Source organism: Micromonospora sp. NPDC005254, assembly GCF_042872525.1.
Classification (GTDB): domain Bacteria; phylum Actinomycetota; class Actinomycetes; order Mycobacteriales; family Micromonosporaceae; genus Micromonospora.
In genome coordinates, this window is the sequence record NZ_JBIAKM010000001.1 from 871,098 (window position 1) to 892,771 (window position 21,674).

Sequence of the window (21,674 nt, forward strand, 5' to 3'; positions counted from 1 at the left end):
GGGGAAACCGCCGCGGACCATGCCGACCGACGGCGATACCTGATCGGGGATCAACGGGGAGGACTCGTGGCCGTGAACCACCCGCCCGCCGACCGCTCGCCGCAGCGGTCGTTGCGCATAGCGATGGTGGTCCCGCCATGGCTGTCCGTGCCGCCGCCCGGTTACGGCGGCCTGGAGCAGGTGGTGGCCTGCCTGGTGGACGAGTTGTCCGCGCACGGCCACGCGGTGACGCTGTTCGGTGCCGGCGAGCAGCACGGCACCGACGCCAGCGGCTTCGTCTCCACCGTCGCCGAGGTCCAGTACGAGCGGCTCGGCGAGTCGCTGCCGGAGCTTGCGCACCTGGCCCGGGTGAACCGCATGATCACGCCGGCCGACTTCGACGTGATCCACGACCACACCACGATCGGCCCGCTCGTGGCCGGCCGCCGGTCCGTGCCGACGGTGGCGACGGTGCACGGCAACCCGGTGGGGGAGTACGGCGACGTGCTCGGCGAGGCCGGCGAGGACGTCGCCCTGGTGGCCATCTCGCACGCGCAGCGCCGACTCAACCCGAGCCTGCCCTGGGCCGGCACCGTGCACAACGCACTGGACCTGCGTGGCTTCCCGCGCAAGACCGCGCCCGGCCCCGGGCCGGTGCTGTGGTTGGCCCGGTTCAGCCCGGACAAGGGCCCGGACATCGCCATCCGCGCCTGCCGGGAGGCCGGCCTGCCGCTGCTGCTGGCCGGCAAGTGCAACGAGCCGGCTGAGCGGCGCTACTTCGAGCAGGTCGTCGCGCCGCTGGTCGACGAGGACGTGTCCGTCGTGCTCAACGCCGACCGCGCCGAGACCCTGCGGATGCTCGTCGACGCCCGTTGCCTGATCATGCCGATCCAGTGGGAGGAGCCGTTCGGCATGGTGATGGTGGAGGCGATGGCGACGGGTACGCCTGTGGTCGCGCTCGACCGGGGCGCGGTGCCCGAACTGGTTCGACCCGGGATCACCGGGCTGGTCTGTCGGCAGCCCGCCGAGCTGCCCGCCGCACTGCTGGCCGTTCGGGAGCTGGACCCGCTGGACTGTGTGGCGCACGTCGCCGAGAACTTCTCGGTCGAGCGGATGGCGTACGGCTATGAGGACGTCTACCGGCGCTTCGCCCTCGGGCGGCCCGCTGCCCGCGAGACGGCCCCCGTCGCGGTCCGTTGACGGTGTCGCCCCGGTTCAGACCCGGGCCGCGCCCAGCTCGGCGATGGCGGCGTCCAGCCGCTGCGCGTACGCCGGGCTGATCGCCCCCTCGCCCAGCCGGACCGTGACCTTCTCGCGCAGCCGGGCCACCGGTCGGGCCAGCTCGTCCCGGCCGGAGCCGGCGGCGGCCAGCAGGTTGCGCAGCTCGTTGCGCAGGTCGAGGCCGACATCGTCGCGGATCTCCCCGTCGCGTAGGCCGGCGTCGATCAGCCCGTCGACACGGTTGGCGGCCTCCACGAGGGTGCCCGGCTCGCCGGTGGGCGCGCGGGTGGCCGGTGGCGACGACGGTGCCGGGGTCGGCCGGGACGGCTCGGTGGCCGGCGGGTCGGTCGGCGGGTCGGGCGGCACGGGCGTCGCCGGGCCGGCCGACGGCTGGGCCCGGCGATCCGGCTGCCGGTCGGGCAGCAGTGCCGCACCGGCCAGCGCCACACCGACGGCCAGCACCACCGGGATCAGGAGCAGCAGCGCCACCCGCCGGCGGGACCGGCCGGGCCCCGCACCGGACAGCGCCGTCACCTCGTCCGCCAGCGGTGCCGTCGCGTCGCCCGCGTGCGCCGTCCCCGCGGCGCTCAGCGGCGGGGTCGTCGTCGACGGCGGCAGGGCCAGGGTGGGCACCCGGATCGTGGCGGTCGGTGGGTCGGGCGGCGGGTGGTGGCCGCGCAGCTCGGTGGCGAGCTGCCGGGCCGTCGGCCGGTCCGCCGGGTCCCGGGAGAGGCTCCGCAGGCAGATCCGGGCCACCGCCGCGGGCAGCTCCGGCACGTCGGCCAGGGTCGGCGCCGGGCCGCCGGCCAGCGCGGCGCTGAGCTGCTCCCAGGTGTCCGCCGGGTAGGGCACCCGGCCGGTCAACGCCTCGTGCAGCAGCACGCCGAGCGAGTAGACGTCGGTGGCCGGCTGGGCGGGTGCGCCGTGGAGCCGTTCCGGGGCCACGTACGCCGGGGTGCCGAAGGTGCCGCCGTCCTCGTCCTCGTCCGGGGCGCCGATCCGGGTGGCGATGCCGAAGTCGAGGACTTTCACCCCCATCGCCGTCATCATGACGTTGGCCGGGGTGATGTCGCGGTGCACGATGCCCAGCCGGTGCGCGGCGGCCAGCGCGTCCGCGACCTGGGCGCCCAGCTCGACCGCCTCCGGCCACGGCAGCGGGCCCTCGGTGAGCCGCAGCTCCAGCTCCTCGCCGCTGAGCAGCTCCATCACCACGAACGAGGTGATGGTCCCGTCCGGGTCGACCGTCTCGCCGTAGTCGTGCACCGCCGTCACGTGCGGGTGCACCAACTGGGCGGCGGCGCGCGCCTCCTCCCGCACCATGTCGCGGAACCGCGCGTCGGCGGCGAGTGACGGCGCGAGCACCTTGAGCGCCACGACGCGGTCGAGCACCTCGTCCCGCGCCCGCCAGATCACCGACATGCCGCCGGAGCCGATCTGGTCGATGAGTCGGTACCTGCGGGCCAGCAATCGGCCCGGATGCAGCGCTGCCTTCACGGATCGCACCTGCCCTCGGGGGTGGGAGCCGTATCAGGTTGCGCGAATGTGTCCTGCCTGTCAACGGCCGATGTGCCCGATGGTGGCGGACGGCGGGCGGGGTGCGCCCACCGCCCGGTGGGCGGCGGCCGACTGGTGGCGGCGGGCGCGTGCCAGGATGAGGACATGGCGGGGGGACCGGTGGCGTTCGTTCTCGGTGGCGGAGGGGTGCTCGGCGCCGTCGAGGTGGGCATGTTGCGGGCCCTGTTCCGCGCTGGCATCCAACCCGACATGGTGCTCGGCACCTCGATCGGCGCGGTCAACGGCGCGCTGGTCGCCGCCGACCCGTCCGAGGCGGTGACCGACCGGCTGGTGCGGCTCTGGGCCTCACCCGAGGCCAGCGAGGTGTACGGCGACTCGGTCGCCCGGCAACTGCGCCGCTTCGCCGCCCGCACCCACCTGCACTCGCCCCGGCCGCTGCGCCGGCTGCTGGAATCCGAACTGGGCGCCGACACCACCTTCGCCGACCTGCGGGTGCCGTTCCGCTGCTGCGCCGCGCACATCGAGCGGGCCGCCGAGCACTGGTTCTCCAGCGGCCCGGTGGTGCCGGCCGTGCTGGCGTCGGCCTCGGTGCCGGGCCTGCTCCCGCCCACCGAGATCGACGGCGCGCACTACGTCGACGGCGGCATCGTCAACTCCATCCCGATCGGCGAGGCGGTGGCCGCGGGCGCCGGCCAGATCTTCGTCCTCCAGGTGGGCCGGATCGAACGGGAGCTGACGCCACCCCGGCGACCGTGGGAGATCGCCCAGGTCGCGTTCGAGATATCCCGCCGGCACCGCTTCTTCCGCGAGATGGCCGCGCTGCCCGAGGGGGTGGAGGTGCACGTCCTGCCGACCGGTGGGTTGAACCCACGCGACGACACGCCGTGGGCGTACCGGGACATCGCGGCGGTGGGACGGCGGATCAGCCGGGCGTACACCGCTTCGCGCCGCTACCTCGCCACCCACGTGGAGCGCTGATGCCGCTGCCCCCCAGGTGGCTGCGGCGGCTGCTGATCGCCCCCGGCGTGGTGCTGCTCGCGATCGCCGTGGTGACCACGCTGCCGGTCTGGGCGCTGCTCGCGGCGGCCGTCTCACCGCTGGTCCCGGGCCGGCTACGCCCCCTGCGTCTGCTCTGGATCGGCTGCGTCTACCTGGTCTGGGACGCTGCCGCGCTGCTCGCGTTGTTCGTCCTGTGGCTGGCGTCCGGGTTCGGCTGGCGCAGCCGGTCCCCGGCCTTCCAGCGCGCGCACTACGTGCTGGCCGGCTGGTTCCTGCGGGTGCTGTTCTGGCAGGCCCGCTGGTCGCTGCGGCTGCACATCGACGTGGTCGGCACGGACCCGGACACCGCGCTGCCCGGTCGGCCCGAGCTGGTGCTCTGCCGGCACGCCGGGCCGGGTGACTCGTTCATCCTGATCCACGGTCTGGTCAACTGGTTCAACCGGGAGCCGCGGATCGTGCTCAAGGACAGTCTCCAGTGGGATCCGGCGATCGACGTGCTGCTCAACCGCCTGCCCAACCGGTTCATCGCGCCCACACCGGAGCGCGGCGAGGAGACGGTACGCCAGGTCGGGCACCTCGCCACCGGCCTTGACGACAACGACGCCTTCGTGATCTTTCCGGAGGGCGGCAACTTCACCCCCAAGCGCCGACTGCGGGCCATCGCCCGGCTGCGGTCCCTCGGCCTGGAACGGATGGCGCAGCGCGCCGAACGGATGCGCCACGTGCTCGCCCCGCAGCCCGGTGGGGTGCTCGCCGCGTTGGACGCCGCCCCGGACGCCGGGGTCATCTTCGTCGCCCACACCGGACTCGACCGGATGCGCACCGTCGCCGACGTGTGGCGGGAGCTGCCCATGGACAAGCGGATCGTGATGCGGTTCTGGTCGGTGCCCCCGGAGGAGGTGCCGACCGACCGGCAGCAACGCATCGACTGGCTCTTCGACTGGTGGGCGCAGATTGACACGTGGATCGCGGCCAATCGGGACAGCGCCGCGTAGGGTGCGCTCGTGGACCAGATCTGCGTGGTGACGACGGTGGTGGATGCGCGTTCGGTTGCGGACGTGCTGGCGGCCGCGGCCGTCGCCGGGCGGCTCGCCGCCTGTGCCCAGGTCGGCGGTCAGGTGGACAGCACCTACTGGTGGCGCTCCGGGGTGGAGACGAGCACCGAGTGGTCCGTGCAGTTCAAGACCGCGCCGGATCGGTTGGCCGCGCTGGTGGACCAGATCCGGGCCAGCCATCCGTACGAGGTCCCGGAGATCCTGGTGTCGCGGGTGGACAGTGGTGATCCCGGGTACGCGGCCTGGGTGCACGACCACACCCGACCCTAGGTACGCGCACTCTGGGCCGTCCGCCGTCGGTTTTCGATGATGACCGGGTGGACGACACCCGCTATCCCTGCCCCGCCTGCGGCGCCCCGGCCGACCTGACCGCCGGTTGCGCCGGCTGCCGCCGCCCGCCGGACCCGGTCGCGGCCGAGGTGGTCCGACTGGGGCGGGAGGTGGATCGGCTCGGTCCGGAGGTGGAGCGGGCCCGCCGGACGTACACCGAGTTGGCTGGTCTGTTGGCGGCCACCTCGCGGCGGCGGGCCGAGCTGGCGGCGGTCGTCCGCGCGGGGCTGGCGGCGGGGGCGCCGGTCGTCGGGCCGGCGCAGCTCGTCGCGTCGGCGTCGCCCGGTGGCGCGGGGGAGCACGCGCGGCCCGGCGCGGCGGAGACCTCGACCCGGACGGTCCAGGGGTTGCTGTTCGTCCTCGGTGGACTTCTGCTCGGCACCGCGGCCGTGGTCTTCACGGCGGTGGCCTGGGCGTCCGTGGGGGTCGGTGGCCGGGCGCTGATCCTGGCGGCGGTCACGGCGCTCGTCCTGGCCGGCCCGCTGCTGGCGGTCCGCCGGGGGTTGCGGGGTACGGCGGAGACGTTCGCCGCGGTGGGGCTGCTGCTGGTGTTGCTGGACGGGTACGCCGCCTGGTCGGTGGACCTGGGTCACGTGGCCGGGTGGCCGGGCACCCGGTACGCCGCGCTGGTCGGGGGGGCCAGCGCGGCGGTCTTCGTGGCGTACGGCCGGTTGAGCGGGTTGACCGGGCCCTGGTTCGCCGGCCTCGTGGTCGCGCAACCGGTGCTGCCGTTGCTCGCGGCGCCGGCCGAGCCCGGCGCGGACGGCTGGGTGCTGGTGCTGCTCGGGGTGGCCGTGCTGAATCTGGCGGTGCTGGTCGCGCTGCGCGATGGGGACGACGCACGCCGGCTCGCCGGTCGGGTGCTCGCCGGGCTGGGTCACGTCGGCGCGCTGGTCGGCGCGGGCGCGTGTGCGTTGGTGCCGTTGGTGCTGGGGCGGTCGGCGGGGTCGCCGTTGCTGGCCGGCGTGCCGATGCTGCTGGTCGCGGTGACCGGGCTCGTCGCGGCGTTGCTGGTCGGCGGCACGGCGTCGCGGGCGGTGGCCGCCGGCCTGCTGATGCCGGTGCTCGCCGCCGCGCTGCTGCGCCCGGTGGGTGAGCTGCGGCCGTCGTTGCTGCTGCTCGCGGCGGCGACGGTCGCGCTCGTCCTGGCCGGGGCGGTGCGGCTGTTGCCGACCGGCTGGCGTCCCGGGCCGCGCGCCGGCGCGCTGCTGGTCGCGGCCGGTGCGGCGCAGGTCGCCGTGGCGATCGCCGGTGTGTTGGCGGTGGCCGCCGCCGCCCGGTCGCTGCCGCCCTGGCACGGGGCCGGGTGGGGGCCGGATCTGAGCTGGGGTTGGCAGGTGGCGCCCGCCGTGGCGCTGGCGCTGGGCGCGGCCGCGTCGTTGCTGCCCCGCCGCGCGTGGGCGGGGCTGGCCACGGCCGGCGCGGTGGTGGTGCTGCTCGCCGTGCCCATCGGCTGGACGGCGTCGTGGGCGACTGTGGTGGCCGTGGACCTGGCCGGCGGGGTAGCTCTGGTGCTCGCCGTACTGGCCCGTCCGGCGACCCGACCGGCCACCCTGCTCGGCTGGGCGTCTGGCGGCGCCGTTCTGATCGGGCACGCGCTGCTGGTGGCCCTGGCCGATCCGCTCGGCGTCGTGGTGGTGCTGGGCATCAGCACCGTGCTCGGGGTGGCGCTGGCGGTGCGGACGGCCGACGGGCCGTACCGATGGGTGGCGGGTGTCGGTCTGCTGGCCGCGCACCTGGCGCTGCCCGCCATCGCCGCGGTGGCGCTCTTCGCGGCCGGCGCGCAGCCCTGGTGGCAGGCCCGGGCCGCGCTGATCGCCGCCGGGCTGTCGCTGGTCGCGACGCTCGCGGTGCGTCGCCACCGGGTCGACCTGATCGAGTACGCGGTGCCGGGCGCCGTGGTCGCGGTGCTCGCGGCCGGGGTCGCGCCACTGGTGGCGGCAGGGAACGAACCCGTGACGCTGTACGCCGCGCTGGCGGCGCTGGGCGTCGCGCTCGTCGCCCGCTGGGGCCTGCCGGCGCTCGGCGACGAGCGGGACGGTCCCGCGGAGCAGACGACTGTCGGGGGATCGTCGACGGTCGGGGGGCCGTCGGCGATCGGGGGTCTGCTGAGGGCGTCGGGTGCCGTGCTGGCGGGGGTCGCGGTGCTGGCCGCGCTGCCGACGATCCTCATCGCGCTGGTCTTTCCGTACGGCATCTGGGAACCGGTCTGGTCCGGGGCGCCGACCGCGACCGCCGATCGGGGGCTGTTCCCCACCGGGCTGGCGCTTGTCGGGTTGGCGGTGGCCGCGGCGCTGGCCGGTCGGCGGGTGCGCCCAGCGCTGCTGGCCGGCCTGCCGTTCGCCGCCGCCGCGCTGCCGGTGCTGCTCGTCGCGATCGGTGTGCCCTGGCCGGTGCTGCCGGCCGCCACCCTGCTCGTCGGGGTGTCCACGCTGCTGCTCGCCGCCCTGGTGGCGCCCCGTCCGGGGCTCGCGTCGATCGCCGTGCCCGTGGGAGCGGTGTTGGCCGCGGCGGGCGTGGCGGTGCTCCTGGCCACCAGGTCCGGCACGCTCGCGGCCGAGGGCACGCTTCTGGTGACGGCGGTGGTCGTCGCCGTCGGAGCGCGGATGGTCGAGGTGCGCGTCGTCGGAAGCGTCGCCGCCGTGGGAGCGGCGTGCGCGCTGGCGGTGACAGCTCCGCTCGCCAACGGGCTGGGGTTGCGGGCGGCGGCGTACCCGCTGCTGGGGGTGGCCGTGCTGGTCCTCGCCGCCGCGGCCACGTCCAGCCGGCGGCGGGCACCGGTCGGGCGCGTGCTGGATGCCGCCGCGCAGGCGGTGGCGGGGGTGGCTGCGGCGCTCACCGTCGAGGTGGCGCAGCAGCTCGCGACCGTCTGCGTGCTGTGGGGTGCGGCCGTCGCGCTGCGGCTGCTGCGCCGGGGGGAGCCGGCCGGTCGACGGTGGCGGTTCGCCGCCATCGCCGCGGGCAGCGAGTTGCTCGGTGCGTGGGTGCTGCTCGCCGCCGGCGGGGTGACCGTGCTGGAGGCGTACACCCTGCCGGCCGCGGGGCTCGCCCTCGGCGCGGGCCTGCTGGCGTTGCGTACCCGGCCGGGGCTGACGAGTTGGCCGGCGCTCGGCCCGGGGCTGGTCGCGGCGCTGCTGCCGAGCCTGGTGTCGGTAATGGCCGGGCCGGATCCGCAGCCGTGGCGACGGTTGCTGCTCGGCGCGGCGGCGCTGGGCGCGGTGCTGGCCGGCGCCAGCCGCCGCTGGCAGGCCCCGGTGTTGCTCGGCGGTGCGGTGCTGGCCGTCCTGGCGCTGCACGAGATCGCCCGTGGCTGGGACCTGCTGCCCCGGTGGATCTACCTGGGCGCCGGCGGGCTGGCGCTGATCGGGCTGGCCGCCAGCTACGAGCGGCGGCGTCGTGACCTGGCCCGACTGCGCGCCGCAGTGGCCCGGCTGGGCTGAACGCAAGGCCGGGGGTAGGGCCCGCCCTACCCCCCATCCGGGGGTTGTCAGGGTTACTCACCGCAACCGATGCGGGGAGACTGACATTGACCCCGAACCATCCTGGTTCGGGCGCAAGCGGAACAGGAGCACCAATGGCGCTCGGAGCGGTGGCGGAACCGCCGGTACGACGGCGGGGTAGTGATTACGCACAGTTGTCCCGACGGATCAGTCAGGCCGGCCTGCTGGAGCGGCGACCTGCCTCTTACGTTGCCCGCCTCGTGCTCACCCTCGGCGCCTTCGTGGCCGGTTGGGTCGCCGTGTTCCTGGTCGGCGACTCCTGGTGGCAGGTGGCGCTCGCGGCCGTGATGGCGGTGGCCACCACCCAGGTCGCGTTCCTCGGTCACGACGCCGGGCACCGCCAGATGTTCCGTCGACGCGGTCCCAGCCAGGTCGTCGGGCTGGTCGCCGGCAACGCGGCGGTGGGGATCAGCTACGGCTGGTGGGTCGACAAGCACAACCGGCACCACGCCAACCCGAACCACGAGGACGAGGACCCGGACGTCGGCGCGGGCGCCCTGGCGTGGACTCCCGAACAGGCGCTGGAGACCCGGGGCGCACACCGCTGGATGGCCAGCCGGCAGGCGTACCTCTTCTTCCCGCTGCTCTTCCTTGAGGGTCTGAGCCTGCACGTGGCGAGCATCCGGGCGATCATCGGCCGCGAGCAGAGTGGCCGGTACGCGACCCCGATGCGGCACCGCGCGGTCGAGGCGGGGCTCCTCCTCGCGCACACCGCCGGCTACGTGGCGCTGCTGCTGGCGGTCATGTCGCCGGGCAAGGCGCTGCTCTTCGCCGCCGTGCACCAGGGGCTGTGGGGCCTCTACATGGGCTGCGCGTTCGCGCCGAACCACAAGGGCATGCCGATGCCGACCGCCGAGGACGAGCTGGACTTCCTGCGCAAGCAGGTGCTGACCTCACGCAACGTGCGGGGCAGCCGGCTGGTCGACACCGCGCTGGGCGGGCTCAACTACCAGATCGAGCACCACCTGTTCCCGAACATGCCCCGGGCGAACCTGCGCCGGGCGCAGCCGATCGTCCGCGCCTACTGCGTCGAGCAGGGCATCCCGTACGCGGAGACCGGGCTGATCGAGTCGTACCGGCAGGCGCTCGGCCACCTGCACGAGGTGGGCCGGCCGCTGCGCGGCTGAACAGAGCGGCTGACGTGAGATCGACAGGCGGGGCGGCATCGGGTGATGCCGCCCCGCCGGCGTCTGCGTGCGTCAACTGGCGGTGGCGCGTACGGCTCGCTGGACGCGCCACCGGTAGGGTCTGGTCATGGCAGACCTGCTCACCGCGGACGCGGTGCGGAAAGAGCTGGGCGGGTTGGCCGACTGGTCGGGTGACCCGACCGGCATCGGCCGCACCGTTCAGCTCGGCAGTTTCCCGGACGCCATCGCGGTCGTGGACCGGGTGGCGGCGGTGGCCGAGGAGCTCGACCACCATCCCGACATCGACATCCGATGGCGGACCCTGACCTTCCGCTGTGTCACGCACTCGGCCGGCGGGGTCACCCACCGGGACATCGAGCTGGCCCGGCGGATTGACGACATCGTCCGGAGTGCGGCATGAGATTCGAGATCAGCAAGGTTCTGGACGCCATCGAGGGGCGGGTCTGCACCGACCCGTCGCTGGCCCGCGCGGTGCTCGACCTGGCCGAGATCATCCGCTACCAGGACATCGACGGTGGCCGGCCGGCGAGCCTGCTGCGCCTCGGCATGGTCATCGACGCGCTCTCCCGCGAGCTGGAGGAGGACAGCGTCCAGGTGTACGCCGTGGTGCACCGGGCGCTGCTCTCCGACGCCGACCTGACCTCGAACGAGCGGATGGTGGTTCGCCGCTGGGCCGACGACGGGCTCGTCGAGGTGCTCGACAACCCGGGGGACCGGATGCTGGAGGTCGCCGACCTGCTCGGCCTTCCGGTGCTCACCCGGGTGCGCTTCGACGGGCTGCGCGGGCGGTTCCCGTGGCTGGTCGAGCAGCCCGGCCGGGTGGTCGCCCCGGTGCCGGGCGCCGGTGGGCCGGTGTTCATCGCGCACGTCGGCGGCGGGCACGCCCCGGTGGCCGGCAAGCGTTCGCCGACCGGGGCGAAGCTGCTGGCCCGGCAGTGGCGCTGCCCCGAGTCGGGCTGCGCGTTGTTCGGCGGTGGTGGTGGGGGTGGCGCGTTCGCCGACCTGGCCGGCGGAGCGGACCGCAGCCCGGCCGCGCAGCCGCCGCCCTCGCTGCGCAACGGCGTGCCGACCTGCCCGCGACACGGCGCGCGGCTCGGCGACGGCGGCCCGCGTCCGCGTACGGAGGTGTTGGCCGTGCGCGTGGGTGGCCTGGTGCGACGGCGGTTCGTGCTGAGCGAGGAGCAGCCGGTGGTGGCCGGCCGGGCGCCCGAGCAGGAGGGCGGGATCATGCTCGGGCAGTGGCTCAACGACGAGGCCCGGCGGTGGATCAGCCGGGGTCATGTCCGTTTCGAGCTGCGGGTCGGTGAGGTCATCGTGACCGACGTCAGCACCAACGGCTCCGGCATCCGGCCGGCCGGGTCGATGAACGAGGCGGACCGGATCCCCCTGGCCCCGCAGCAGTCCCGGGTGCTGGGCGAGAACGACATGATCGAGCTGTACCCCGGCGTGCAGATCGGCCGTGCCGAGGAGTTGCCAACGGGCGCCCCGTTCACCCCCACCTCGGTGATGGCCGAGGCCCCCACGATGGCGATGCGCCTACCCCGCCCCTAACGCAAAGGCGGGCGCCGGGGGTTTCCCGGCGCCCGCCCTCCGCCCAGTGCCGCCCAGCGCGCCGACCCCGGTTGATCATGAAGTTATTGCCACGACACGCCGCGGCAGCGGGCAACAACTTCATGATCAACGCGAGGGTCAGGCGGTCAGTACCTCCGCGAGCTGCGCCACCGCGAGGTCGATCTCTTCCTCGGTGATGACCAGGGGTGGGGCGAGCCGAATGGTGGAGCCGTGGGTGTCCTTGGCGAGGATGCCGCGCTGGGCGAGGCGCTCGCAGGCCTCCCGGCCGCTCATCAGGGCCGGGTCGATGTCCAGACCGGCCCACAGGCCGCGTACGCGTACCTCGACGAGGCCCTTGCCGACCAGCCCTTCCAGGCCGGCCCGGAGCCGCTCGCCCAGCTCGGCCGAGCGGCGCTGGAACTCGCCGGTGGCCAGCAGCCGGACGACCTCGATCGCCACCGCGCACGCGAGGGGGTTGCCGCCGAAGGTGGAGCCGTGCTGGCCGGGCTTGAGCACGCCGAGCACGTCGGCGTTCGCGGCCACCGCGGAGACGGGCACGATGCCGCCGCCGAGCGCCTTGCCGAGCAGGTACATGTCCGGCACGACGCCCTCGTGGTCACAGGCGAACGTCCGGCCGGTACGCCCCAGACCCGACTGGATCTCGTCGGCGATGAAGAGCACGTTCCGCTCGGTGCAGACCTGGCGTACGCCCGGCAGGTAGCCCTCCGGCGGCACCACCACGCCCTGCTCGCCCTGGATCGGCTCCAGCAGCACGGCCACGGTGTTCTCGTCGATCGCGGCGGTCAGCGCCTCCAGGTCGCCGTACGGCACGACAGTGAAGCCCGGGGTGTACGGCCCGAAGTCGGCGCGGGCGTCCTCGTCGGTGGAGAAGCTCACGATGGTGGTCGTCCGGCCGTGGAAGTTGCCCTCGGCGACCACGATGTTGGCCTGGCCCGGGGTGACGCCCTTGACCTGGTAGCCCCACTTGCGGGCCACCTTGATCCCGGTCTCCACCGCCTCCGCGCCGGTGTTCATCGGCAGCACGAGGTCCTTGCCGCACAGCTCGGCCAGTTCCCGGCAGAAGTCGGCGAACTGGTCGTGGATGAACGCGCGGCTGGTCAGCGTCAGCCGATCCAGTTGCGCGTGCGCGGCGGCGATGAGCTGCGGGTGCCGGTGGCCGAAGTTCAGCGCCGAGTAGCCGGCCAGGCAGTCCAGGTAGCGGCGGCCGTCCACGTCGGTGAGCCAGGCGCCCTCGGCGGACGAGATGACCACCGGCAGCGGGTGGTAGTTGTGCGCCGTCCAGCGCTCGGCGTCCCGGACCGCTCCCGGCGTACGCAGGATGTCATCCACGATCACTTGCTTGCCTTTCCCTGACGGAGTCGCAGCGTGCAGCACTTCGGTCCGCCGCCGGCCTTGAGCAGCTCGGACAGGTCGACACCGATGGTCTCGTAGCCCCGGTCGCGCAGCTTGGCGGCCAGGTCGGTGGCCTGCGCGGGCAGCACGACGTGCCGTCCGTCGCTGACCGCGTTCAGGCCCAGCACCTCGGCGTCGGCCATGGTGGCGTGCACCGCGTCGGGGAAGAGCCGGCGCAGCACGGCCTGGCTGCCGGGGGAGAACGCCTCCGGCAGGTACGCCACGGTCCGCTCGTCGAGCACGGTCAGCGCGGTGTCCAGGTGGTAGAAGCGCGGGTCGACGAGCTGCATGGTGATCACCGGGTAGCCGAAGACCTCCTGCAACTGGGCGTGCGAGGCGTGCGCCGTGCGGAAGCCGGTGCCGGCGAGCAGGTGGTCACCGGCCAGCAGGACGTCGCCCTCGCCCTCGTTGACGTGCTTCGGGTCGTACATCTCGAAGCCGGCGGCCTCGAACCAGGCCCGGTAGGCCGGCGCCTCGTCGGCGCGCTGCGGGTCGCGGAACTGCACGGCCATCGCCTTGCCGTCGATCACGGTGCCGCCGTTGGCGGCGAAGACCATGTCGGGCAGGCCGGGCACCGGAGTGATCTCCTCGACGGTGTGGCCCAGGTCAAGGTACGTCTGGCGCAGCTGCTCCCACTGTCGGACGGCCAGCGCGGCGTCGACCGGAGCGCTCGGGTCCATCCACGGGTTGATCGCGTAGTCGACGGCGAAGTACGTCGGCCGGCACATCAACAGGCGCTGGCTGGTGGCGTCCATCGTCATTGTCCTGCTCCCAGGGGTCGGGCGCGCCCGGCCACCGTGGCCCACGGGCTGGCGCCGTTGCTCAACGGTATGCGGCGCGACCGGCAGGATCCACCACCAGAACTTGCGCAGACCGCAGATCCGTTGCGTGTGAGGCCTGCGCGGCCGCGATTCGTTGCGTAGATAGGCCGGTCAGGGCTGGCTGGTGCTCCGCGTCACCCGACGTGGCCTGTGCGACGACACCGTCCGTGTGCGTGACACCGTCCGTCTGCGGGTCAACGTGCGGGCCGGCTGCGGGGGCAGTGGGCGCATCCTTTGCTCTGCTTCAGCGGAGGCAACACCTGCCGTCCGGTAATCGGACGCAACGTGTTGCCTGGGGTGAAGCAGAGCAAAGGACGAAAGGAGGAGGAAGGTGAGCCGGAAGGCAGGAGCGAGAAGGAAGAGGAGGAAGAGGAAGAGGGAGGCGGAGAGGGGCTCAAGAGAGGGAGCGGAGGGAGGCGCGGGTGCGCGCGCTGGCCCCTCTTGGAGACGGCCTGTGCGGACCCCGGACACACTTCAGGGGCGGCGAATCGCCGCCCCTGAAAGGGTGTTGCCCGATCGGTGAACCACCTGCGGGCTGCCGGCGAACCGCCGGCCGCGCCGGTGCATCACCGGCGAGCCGAAAAGTGCCCGCTAGAAACGGTCGACAAACTGTGAGTCAAGCCACTCGCGGAAGCGCTGCACCCAGTCGCCGTCGGTGGTCGGCCAGTCGAACTGACCGGTCATCGCCAGCACGCCGATCACCACCGCCGCGAGGCCGATGAGCACACCGAACAGGGCGTCGGTCTTGCCGGCGACGTGCCTGCGGCGGGTGGCCATCAGGCCGAGCACCGAGAGCACCGCGCCGAACGCGCCGAGCCCGATGCCGTACCCGGCCAGGGTGCCGGTCAGCACGAACAGCGCACCGGCGACGGAGACGATCAGGCCGAGGGTGGCGAGCAGGCTGGCCCGTGGCTTCGGGCCGCGCGTCACCGGCGGCTCCGGCTCGGTGTGGCCGGGGGTGGGGTCGACCGGGCGGTCGGTCGCGACGCGGTCCGTCGGGTCGGGTCGCGGGGTCGTCCGGTCGAGGTCCGTGTCGCTCTCGGGGCGTCGGGTCGTGCGGTCGCGGTCGAGGTCGGTGTCGCGCTCGATGGTCGGGGCGGTCGCCGCGGCGCTGCTCGCCCGGGTCGGACCGTCCGACCGGACCGCGCCGGGCCGGGAGTCGCCCTCCACCGGGCGGGCGGTGGCGGCCCGGGCCACGGCCGCGCGCTCCGCGGCACGCCGCTCGGCCTCGCCGACCTGGTCGCCGGTCGCCGTCGTGCTGCGGTACGTCGTCTGGTCGGCGTCCCGGTCGGTTGCCACCGGTCGGCCGGTGACGTCGTCGGACCGGCCGGTGTCGGTGACCGCAGTGCTGCTGTCCCGGTCGGCGACCGGGGTGTCGTTGCCGTCGACGCGCCCGTCGAGGTTCTCGTCCCGCGTCGGCGCCGGCTCGGACCGGCGGGACAGCGAAGGAATCCTGACCACTACACACCTCCTGATGAATGCGTGGTGGCCGACGAAACGGGTGGCACCCACGCGGTACCGCCCTCAACTACCCCGTTGGGCGTTTCCTGACACCAATTCCGGGTACGCCCATCACGCGCGGACCGCCCTGCCCGGCACCGGGGCGGCGCTCAGCACCCGCAGCCCGGCCCGCTGCACGTACAGCTCCCGCTTGTCGACGGCCAGGCCCTTGGCGTCCAGGACGTAGCCGGTCAGCCAGACCCACCCGTGGTACGTGGGGCGCGCGTCCACGCTCACCAGTCGCAGCCGCAGCTCGCGGTCGCCGGAGAACTGCACCGAGCAGGCCGCCCCGATCAGCAGGAGGTCGCCGGGCCTGAGCTCGGTCACGTCGGCCAGTGCCCACGGTTGATCGGGATGCGGTGGCGGGCCCGGCAGGGCAGCTCCGCGCCGCAGCGGCACACCCTGCGCCAGCGCCTCCAGCTCCAGACCGGGCGATGCCGACGGGCGAGGGTCAGCGCGGTGACCAAGAGGTATTCGTTGTACGACACGCGCACCGCGGCATCCTTCCGCCGAATTGTTGCCGACGCCATTCCCGGCGTTTTTTTCGAGGCCCCGATACGTGACAGCCTGTTCCACGCTGGCCCCCTTGTGCAACAACTCCACCCCGTCCTACTCTCAAGCCGTATTGACGCACGAGGAATGGAAAAGAAATGTGTGCGGGGCGAAACAATCGGTGTTGCAGGAAGGGTGCGGTGATGTTGCATGACGGATGAAACAGGCGGGTCCACGGTCCCTCGGCGACAGCTCGGCCGGCTGCTCACCCAGCTCCGCGAGGACGCCTCGGTGACGCTGGACGCCGCGGCCGCGGTGCTGGACTGCTCGCGGCAGAAGGTGTGGCGCATCGAGAAGGGGCTGGTCCCGGTGCGCGTGGTGGACGCCCGAGCGATGTGCGCTCTCTACCGGGTGCCGGAAGATATGCGGGAGATCGTCGCCGCGCTCGCCAAAGAGACTCGTGCCAAAGGGTGGTGGCATTCGTACGGCGATGTCGTCCCGTCGTGGTTCTCGCTGTACGTCGGCCTGGAATCGTCGGCTTCGACCCTGCGCCAATATGACGCGGAGTTGATCCCCGGCCTCCTGCAAACCCGCGAATACGCCAGCGAGCTTTTCCGCCGCAAGAACCCGACCATGAGCGCCCAGGATCGGGAGAAGCTGGTCGAGGTCCGGTTGCAACGGCAGGGCATCCTCGTCCGTCGGCTGCCCACCGCGCCTGTCCTGCGGGTCGTCCTGAGCGAAGCGGTGCTGCGGCGCACGATCCCCGACCGGCGGGCGATGGTGGGGCAGTTGCGCCACCTGCTCGACGCGGCACTGCTGCCGAACGTCAGCCTGCGGGTGCTGCCGCTCGCCGCCGGTCCGCCGCTGGCCAGCGAGACGGGCACGTTCGTCCTGCTGGGCTTCCCGAAGGCGTTCGGGAGGGCGTCGACCGAGCCGACCACCGTCTACCTGGAGAACATCACCGGAGCGCTCTATCTCGACAAGCCAGCCGAGGTGGCCGCCTTCGAACATGTCTGGTCTGATCTGGAGACGCTGGCGTCGACTGAGGCAGAATCAGAGAAAATGATCACTTCGATCATCGAGGAGCATCATGACTGACCTGGCCGGTGCCACCTGGCGCAAGAGCACCCGCAGCGGCGGGAGCGGCGGCAACTGCGTCGAGGTGGCCGACAACCTCCCCGGCGTCGTTGCCGTACGCGACAGCAAGGCCCCGTCCGGGGCCGCCCTGGTCTTCCCTCCGCGCGCCTGGGCGTCGTTCGTGGCCGACGTCAAGGAGCAGCGCCTGGGCTGACGTGACCGCACTGCTCATTCGGCCCGGCCGGCTGCCGCTGACTATCCTTGGGTCCCGTGCCAGAGGGACACACGATTCATCGCCTGGCGGCCCGGAACGCCGAGCTGTTCGCCGGGGACAAGCTGCACGCCGCCAGCCCGCAGGGCCGCTTCGCCGAGGGCGCGGCCCGGCTGTCCGGCACGGTGCTGGAGAGCACCGAGGCGTACGGCAAGCATCTGCTGCACCACTACGCCGGCGAGCTGACCCTGCACGTGCACCTCGGCCTGTACGGGAAGTTCACCGACGGGCCGGGGGAGCCGCCCGAGCCTGTCGGCCAGGTGCGGCTGCGGCTGGCCAGCGACCGGCACTGGCTCGACCTGCGCGGCCCGACCGCCTGCGAGCTGTTCACCCCGCCCGAGGTCACCGCCCTGCGCGAGCGCCTGGGTCCGGATCCGCTGCGCGCCGACGCCGACCCCGAGCGGGCGTACGCCCGGATCTCCCGCAGCCCCACGCCCCTCGCGGCGCTGCTGCTGGACCAGTCGGTGGTGGCCGGCACCGGGCTGATCTTCGTGACCGAGGCGCTGTTCCGGGCCGGGTTGTCGCCGACGATGCCGGGCCGCAACCTGACCCGCGCCGGCTGGGACGCGCTCTGGGTCGACCTGGTCGAGCTGATGCGGCTCGCCCTCCGGCACGGGCGGATCGACACCGTGCGCGACGTCCACCTGCCGGAGGCGATGGGCCGACCGCCGCGGGTCGACCGCCACGGCGGCGAGGTGTACGTCTACCGCCGCCCCGGCGCGCCCTGCCACATCTGCGGCACCGAGGTCAGTCGCGGGGAACTGGCCGGCCGCAACCTCTACTGGTGCCGCACCTGCCAGGCCGGCTGACCGGCCGCCGCCCGCGCTTGATCGCGGGATGCGGGGCCAGCGTGGCCGCCGGCCGGGCGTCACTCGCCGTCGAGCAGCCAGCGGACCACCTCGATCTGGTGCGGAAAGACGACCTCGCCGTCGATGCTCCAGGCCATCGTGTGGCCGATCGTCCAACCCCGGACCCGCTCGGCGTCCAGCCCGAGGTCGGTGCTGAGCCGGTGCAGCCGGTGCCGGACGGCGGCCGGCGAGTGGCCCAGCTCCGGACCGCGCACGAGCGGCACGACCGAGAACTCCCGCTCGCCGCTCAGCGGCTTCGGGTCGATGACCAGCCAGGGCTCCCGCTCGGCGGCGAGCACGTTGCCGGCGTGCAGGTCCTGGTTGACGAGCACCTGCTCGCCCTGGCTCGACGCCAGGTCGACGAGCAGGGCGCACGCCGCATCGAGCAGCCGCCGCTCGTACGGCCGGCCGGTCCGTTCCCAACTCCGGGGAATCCGGTCGAGCCAGCCGGCGGCCTCCTCGGCGAGCGGGGTGAACGGCGTGCCGGCCGGCCGCCAGAGCCGGGGCAGCACGTGGATCGCCGCGTCCAGTGCCCGGTCCAGCGGCAGCTCGTACAGCGGCGTGCCGGGTTGGCAGCGTTCCACCAGAAGGGCGTGCCGTTGCGGGTCGTGCGCGAGCAGCCGGACCGCGCCGTCGCCGTCCCAGTGGGCCAGCGCGTGGGCCTCGTGCTGGCTGTCCCCGGTCGGGAACTGGAGCTTGAGCACCGCCGCCGTGCCGTCGGGCAGGTCGGCGGGGAGCGCCAGGGAGGCGTACGCGTACCGGAAGGGCGGGCCGAGTCGCAGCGACCACCGCTCGGCGCACTCCGCCAGCAACGTCGGAAGTGTGGCCAGCCAGGCCCGGCCGACCGCTGACCCCCGTATCCAGCCCAGTCCCTTCGGCAGATCCATCCAGCCTCCCGTGGCATCCACCGTGCCACCACGGTGTTCGCGTGCCGGGTCCACTGTGGCTAGCGTGGGACCCGTGCGGATTGGCGTGACCGTACCGAACTTCGCCCCGGGCACCGATCCCGAGCCCGAACGTGCCTGGCGGACCCTTGCGGCCGTGGCCGCGTACCACTCATCTCAGGAGGACCGATGACACCCGAGGACGAGACCTTTCTCCGCCGCGCCGTCGAACTCGCCAGCCAGGCGGGGGCCTCCGGCGAACGGCCGTTCGGCTCGTTGCTTGTCGACGCCGACGGCACCGTTCTGATCGAGGATCACAACACCGTGGTCTCGGACGCGGACATCACGGCTCATCCGGAACTGAAGCTGGCCCGTTGGGCCGCTCGGGAACTCTCGCGCGACGTGGCCGCCCGCACCACCATGTTCACCAGCTGCCAGCCCTGCCCGATGTGCGCGACAGCGATCGACCGGTCCGGCCTCGGTCGGGTGGTGTACGCCCTGTCCGGCGAGCAGTTCGAGGAGGTCAAGCCGGCCACCCCGGCGCTGCCTCAGGTCCGCTACGAGGGGCCGGCGCTGTTCGACGAGGCGCGTCAGCCGATCGACAACTACTACTAGTCGCAGCGCACCGGAAGTTGACAGTGGCCCGGCTGCCGGAGCAGGGTTGATGAGTGACAACGATGTCAACGGACAAAAGGGAATAATGGCCCTCTTGATTCCCTCCGTGTCGCACCACGGTCGGACGGCCGGCTCCCGGCGTACCGTAAGCGGGTTTTCCGGCGCGGACCCGGTTCGTCCGCCGATCCTTGCCGTATGCCCCTTCGCTCCTCGACGGTGACCAGCTGAGATGACCGACGTGCCCCGCTCCGACGCCGCAACGACCCCTGCCCCGGCCGGGTCGCCCGACCTGCCCGACCTGGACGGGTTCCTCGCCGACCAGACCCACACGCTGCTCGACACGGCCCGCCGCGCGGTCCGCCCCGAGGGCGGGTTCTGGTGGCTCACCGACGACCGCACCCCGGACCGTGGCGAACCCCTCTACACGTGGATCACCTGCCGGATGACCCACGTGGCCGCGCTCGCCCACCGCAACGGCGACCCGGATGCCGCCGCCCTCGTCGACCACGGCGTCGCCGCGCTCAGCACGCTGCTGCGCGACGACCGGTACGGCGGCTGGTTCGGGGCCGTGGACCAGCAGGGCACGCCGACCGACGAGCGCAAGGCCGGCTACGACCACGCGTTCGTGCTGCTCGCCGCGTCCAGCGCCGCCCGGGCCGGACGACCCGGCGCGGACCGCCTGCTCGCCGACGTGCTCGCCGTGGTGCGGGACCGGTTCTGGGACGACGACGCGGGCGCGGTCCGCGAATCGTGGAACCGGGACTGGACGGTCACCGAGGACTACCGCGGCGCCAACAGCAGCATGCACATGGTCGAGGCGTTCCTCGCCGCTGCCGCCGCCACCGGCGACGCGAGCTGGACCGACCGGGCCCTGCGGATCGCCACCCACCTGGTGCACACCGAGGCCGCCCGGCACGACTGGCGGCTGCCCGAGCACTTCACGGCCGACTGGACGCCCCTGCTCGACTACAACCGGGACCAGCCCGCCGACCCGTTCCGGCCGTACGGCTCGACGATGGGTCACTGGCTGGAGTGGGCCCGGCTGCTGCTGGAGCTGGAGGCGGTCCTGCCGCAGCCGCCGGGCTGGCTGCTCGCCGACGCCCGTACCCTCTTCGCGGCCGCCGTGCGGCGCGGCTGGGCGGTCGACGGCGCCGACGGCTTCGTCTACACGATCGACTGGGACGACCGGCCGGTGGTGCGCTCCCGGATGCACTGGGTGCTGGCCGAGGCCATCGGCGCGGCGATCACCCTGCACCGCCGCACCGGGGACGCGGTCTACGCCGACTGGTACCGGGTCTTCTGGGCGTACGCGCGCCGCTACCTGATCGACGGCACCGGCTGGCGGCACGAGCTGGACGAGCGGAACCTGCCCGCCGACACGGTCTGGCACGGCCGGCCGGACGTCTACCACGCGTACCAGGCGGTGCTGCTGTCCCGCTCGGCCGGCGCGCTCGGTGGTCCCGGCCCGCTCGCCCCCGGCCCGGTGACCGCATGATCGTGGTGGCGGGCGAGGCCCTCATCGACCTGGTGGTCACCGCCGAGGGGCAGCGGGCGGTGCCGGGTGGGTCCCCGGCGAACGTGGCGGTCACCCTGGCGCGGCTCGACGAGCCGGTGCGGCTGCTGGCCCGGATCGGCCCCGACGAGTACGGCCGGCAGATCGCCGAGTACCTGGCGGCCAACCGGGTGGACCTGCGGTGGGCGGTCCGCGCCGAGGAGCCCACCTCGGTGGCGGTCGCCACCCTGAACACCACCGGGCAGGCCAGCTACGAGTTCCGACTCGACGGCGCGGCGGACTGGCAGTGGACCCCGCAGGAGCTGCCCGACCTGGCCGGCTCGTCGGCGACGGCCCTGCACACCGGGTCGCTGGCGCTGGCGCTCGCGCCCGGCGCGCAGGTGCTGGAGGGCCTGCTCTCCCGCGAACGCGACCGTGACGGGCTGACCATCTCGATCGACCTCAACCTCCGCCCGAGCATCGTCACGGACCGGGCCGCGGAGCAGGAGAGGACACGCCGCCAGATCCGCCTCGCGCACCTGGTCAAGGCCAGCGACGAGGATCTGACCTGGCTCTACCCGGACCGCTCGGTAAGCGACGTGCTTGCCGAATGGCGCGAGGCCGGGGTGTCCTGTGCGGTGGTCACCCGGGGCGGCGAGGGCGCGTGGTTGCTCGCCCCGAACGGTTCACTGCACGAACAACCGGCGGTACGCACCACAGTGGTCGACACCGTCGGCGCCGGCGACTCGTTCACCGGTGGCCTGCTGGCCGCGCTGGCCGACATCGACGCGCTCGGTGACCGGCCGGCCGACCGGCTCGCCGCCGTGACCGAGTCGCAGTGGACGACGGTGCTAAGCCAGGCGGCCACGGTGGCCGCGCTGACCTGCGCCCGCCGAGGCGCCAGCCCTCCGACCCGAGCAGAAGTCGAAGCCCTCCTGACCACGGCAACCTGACCCGCTGCCC

Annotated in this window: 20 protein-coding genes; 14 read left to right on the top strand and 6 right to left on the bottom strand. The window is 73.5% G+C overall.

Annotated features, from left to right (window positions below):
• The first annotated feature begins 66 nt into the window (after positions 1 to 66).
• Positions 67 to 1,179, top strand: a complete 1,113-nt coding sequence (locus tag ACFYPR_RS04235) for a glycosyltransferase family 4 protein (RefSeq protein WP_387185077.1) — start codon at positions 67 to 69, stop codon at positions 1,177 to 1,179.
• Between the two features lie 15 nt (positions 1,180 to 1,194).
• Here ACFYPR_RS04235 and ACFYPR_RS04240 read toward each other — a convergent pair whose 3' ends face one another.
• Positions 1,195 to 2,694: a protein kinase gene (locus ACFYPR_RS04240; protein ID WP_387258541.1), complete on the bottom strand. Its 1,500-nt coding sequence runs from the start codon at positions 2,692 to 2,694 to the stop codon at positions 1,195 to 1,197.
• A gap of 165 nt (positions 2,695 to 2,859) precedes the next feature.
• On the opposite strand from ACFYPR_RS04240, the gene ACFYPR_RS04245 reads away from it, so the two are divergent.
• From ACFYPR_RS04245 to ACFYPR_RS04275, 7 genes are all read left to right on the top strand, one after another.
• On the top strand, positions 2,860 to 3,693 hold the full coding sequence (locus ACFYPR_RS04245; protein ID WP_354862678.1) for a patatin-like phospholipase family protein: 834 nt from the start codon (positions 2,860 to 2,862) through the stop codon (positions 3,691 to 3,693).
• On the top strand, positions 3,693 to 4,709 hold the full coding sequence (locus tag ACFYPR_RS04250) for a 1-acyl-sn-glycerol-3-phosphate acyltransferase (RefSeq protein ID WP_387258542.1): 1,017 nt from the start codon (positions 3,693 to 3,695) through the stop codon (positions 4,707 to 4,709). The genes ACFYPR_RS04245 and ACFYPR_RS04250 overlap by 1 nt, the downstream gene beginning before the upstream one ends.
• Positions 4,710 to 4,718: 9 nt before the next feature.
• Positions 4,719 to 5,039 carry a divalent-cation tolerance protein CutA gene (gene cutA, locus ACFYPR_RS04255; RefSeq protein WP_234590601.1) on the top strand — a complete coding sequence of 107 codons (321 nt, stop codon included), beginning with the start codon at positions 4,719 to 4,721 and terminating at the stop codon, positions 5,037 to 5,039.
• Between the two features lie 47 nt (positions 5,040 to 5,086).
• Complete coding sequence (locus tag ACFYPR_RS04260) at positions 5,087 to 8,539, top strand: SCO7613 C-terminal domain-containing membrane protein (protein ID WP_387258544.1); 3,453 nt, start codon at positions 5,087 to 5,089, stop codon at positions 8,537 to 8,539.
• A 134-nt stretch (positions 8,540 to 8,673) separates the two neighbouring features.
• Positions 8,674 to 9,726: an acyl-CoA desaturase gene (locus ACFYPR_RS04265; protein ID WP_354862674.1), complete on the top strand. Its 1,053-nt coding sequence runs from the start codon at positions 8,674 to 8,676 to the stop codon at positions 9,724 to 9,726.
• A gap of 127 nt (positions 9,727 to 9,853) precedes the next feature.
• Positions 9,854 to 10,147, top strand: a complete 294-nt coding sequence (locus tag ACFYPR_RS04270) for a 4a-hydroxytetrahydrobiopterin dehydratase (RefSeq protein WP_354860475.1) — start codon at positions 9,854 to 9,856, stop codon at positions 10,145 to 10,147.
• Positions 10,144 to 11,298, top strand: a complete 1,155-nt coding sequence (locus ACFYPR_RS04275) for an FHA domain-containing protein (RefSeq protein ID WP_354860473.1) — start codon at positions 10,144 to 10,146, stop codon at positions 11,296 to 11,298. The genes ACFYPR_RS04270 and ACFYPR_RS04275 overlap by 4 nt, the downstream gene beginning before the upstream one ends.
• Positions 11,299 to 11,436: 138 nt before the next feature.
• Here ACFYPR_RS04275 and rocD read toward each other — a convergent pair whose 3' ends face one another.
• The 4 genes from rocD to ACFYPR_RS04295 form a co-directional block, all read right to left on the bottom strand.
• On the bottom strand, positions 11,437 to 12,651 hold the full coding sequence (gene rocD, locus ACFYPR_RS04280) for an ornithine--oxo-acid transaminase (protein WP_355063790.1): 1,215 nt from the start codon (positions 12,649 to 12,651) through the stop codon (positions 11,437 to 11,439).
• Positions 12,651 to 13,466, bottom strand: a complete 816-nt coding sequence (ddaH, locus tag ACFYPR_RS04285) for a dimethylargininase (protein WP_354860482.1) — start codon at positions 13,464 to 13,466, stop codon at positions 12,651 to 12,653. Before ddaH ends, rocD begins: the two co-directional genes overlap by 1 nt.
• Before the next feature lie 657 nt (positions 13,467 to 14,123).
• Positions 14,124 to 14,993, bottom strand: a complete 870-nt coding sequence (locus tag ACFYPR_RS04290) for a thrombospondin (protein WP_387258546.1) — start codon at positions 14,991 to 14,993, stop codon at positions 14,124 to 14,126.
• Between the two features lie 111 nt (positions 14,994 to 15,104).
• Positions 15,105 to 15,359: a hypothetical protein gene (locus tag ACFYPR_RS04295; RefSeq protein WP_387185065.1), complete on the bottom strand. Its 255-nt coding sequence runs from the start codon at positions 15,357 to 15,359 to the stop codon at positions 15,105 to 15,107.
• A 375-nt stretch (positions 15,360 to 15,734) separates the two neighbouring features.
• Between ACFYPR_RS04295 and ACFYPR_RS04300 the strand changes: the two genes are divergently transcribed.
• The 3 genes from ACFYPR_RS04300 to ACFYPR_RS04310 are packed head-to-tail and all read left to right on the top strand — an operon-like array spanning position 15,735 to position 17,681.
• The gene (locus tag ACFYPR_RS04300; RefSeq protein ID WP_387258548.1) at positions 15,735 to 16,622 is read left to right on the top strand and encodes a helix-turn-helix domain-containing protein; all 888 of its coding nucleotides are present in this window, start codon (positions 15,735 to 15,737) and stop codon (positions 16,620 to 16,622) included.
• A complete protein-coding gene (locus ACFYPR_RS04305; RefSeq protein WP_387258550.1) occupies positions 16,615 to 16,815 on the top strand; it encodes a DUF397 domain-containing protein in 201 nt (66 codons plus the stop codon). Before ACFYPR_RS04300 ends, ACFYPR_RS04305 begins: the two co-directional genes overlap by 8 nt.
• 56 nt (positions 16,816 to 16,871) lie before the next feature.
• The gene (locus ACFYPR_RS04310) at positions 16,872 to 17,681 is read left to right on the top strand and encodes a DNA-formamidopyrimidine glycosylase family protein (RefSeq protein WP_355138012.1); all 810 of its coding nucleotides are present in this window, start codon (positions 16,872 to 16,874) and stop codon (positions 17,679 to 17,681) included.
• A gap of 59 nt (positions 17,682 to 17,740) precedes the next feature.
• Here ACFYPR_RS04310 and ACFYPR_RS04315 read toward each other — a convergent pair whose 3' ends face one another.
• A complete protein-coding gene (locus ACFYPR_RS04315) occupies positions 17,741 to 18,607 on the bottom strand; it encodes an aminoglycoside phosphotransferase family protein (protein ID WP_387258551.1) in 867 nt (288 codons plus the stop codon).
• Positions 18,608 to 18,793: 186 nt separating this feature from the next.
• Here ACFYPR_RS04315 and ACFYPR_RS04320 point away from each other — a divergent pair, with 186 nt between their 5' ends.
• From ACFYPR_RS04320 to ACFYPR_RS04330, 3 genes are all read left to right on the top strand, one after another.
• Positions 18,794 to 19,219 (top strand): nucleoside deaminase, encoded by a 426-nt coding sequence (locus tag ACFYPR_RS04320; RefSeq protein ID WP_354860461.1) that lies wholly within the window; start codon positions 18,794 to 18,796, stop codon positions 19,217 to 19,219.
• Positions 19,220 to 19,448: 229 nt separating this feature from the next.
• A complete protein-coding gene (locus ACFYPR_RS04325; RefSeq protein ID WP_387185048.1) occupies positions 19,449 to 20,714 on the top strand; it encodes an AGE family epimerase/isomerase in 1,266 nt (421 codons plus the stop codon).
• The gene (locus tag ACFYPR_RS04330) at positions 20,711 to 21,664 is read left to right on the top strand and encodes a carbohydrate kinase (protein ID WP_354860459.1); all 954 of its coding nucleotides are present in this window, start codon (positions 20,711 to 20,713) and stop codon (positions 21,662 to 21,664) included. Before ACFYPR_RS04325 ends, ACFYPR_RS04330 begins: the two co-directional genes overlap by 4 nt.
• Positions 21,665 to 21,674 lie beyond the last annotated feature (10 nt).

Coding starts and splice junctions, on each gene's coding strand:
- ACFYPR_RS04325 (WP_387185048.1), top strand. CDS start 19,449: ATGACCGACGTGCCCCGCTCCGACGCCGCAACGACCCCTGCCCCGGCC.
- ACFYPR_RS04330 (WP_354860459.1), top strand. CDS start 20,711: ATGATCGTGGTGGCGGGCGAGGCCCTCATCGACCTGGTGGTCACCGCC.
- ACFYPR_RS04320 (WP_354860461.1), top strand. CDS start 18,794: ATGACACCCGAGGACGAGACCTTTCTCCGCCGCGCCGTCGAACTCGCC.
- ACFYPR_RS04275 (WP_354860473.1), top strand. CDS start 10,144: ATGAGATTCGAGATCAGCAAGGTTCTGGACGCCATCGAGGGGCGGGTC.
- ddaH (WP_354860482.1), bottom strand. CDS start 13,466: ATGGACGCCACCAGCCAGCGCCTGTTGATGTGCCGGCCGACGTACTTC.
- ACFYPR_RS04265 (WP_354862674.1), top strand. CDS start 8,674: ATGGCGCTCGGAGCGGTGGCGGAACCGCCGGTACGACGGCGGGGTAGT.
- ACFYPR_RS04305 (WP_387258550.1), top strand. CDS start 16,615: ATGACTGACCTGGCCGGTGCCACCTGGCGCAAGAGCACCCGCAGCGGC.
- ACFYPR_RS04250 (WP_387258542.1), top strand. CDS start 3,693: ATGCCGCTGCCCCCCAGGTGGCTGCGGCGGCTGCTGATCGCCCCCGGC.
- ACFYPR_RS04270 (WP_354860475.1), top strand. CDS start 9,854: ATGGCAGACCTGCTCACCGCGGACGCGGTGCGGAAAGAGCTGGGCGGG.
- ACFYPR_RS04315 (WP_387258551.1), bottom strand. CDS start 18,607: ATGGATCTGCCGAAGGGACTGGGCTGGATACGGGGGTCAGCGGTCGGC.
- ACFYPR_RS04245 (WP_354862678.1), top strand. CDS start 2,860: ATGGCGGGGGGACCGGTGGCGTTCGTTCTCGGTGGCGGAGGGGTGCTC.
- ACFYPR_RS04300 (WP_387258548.1), top strand. CDS start 15,735: ATGACGGATGAAACAGGCGGGTCCACGGTCCCTCGGCGACAGCTCGGC.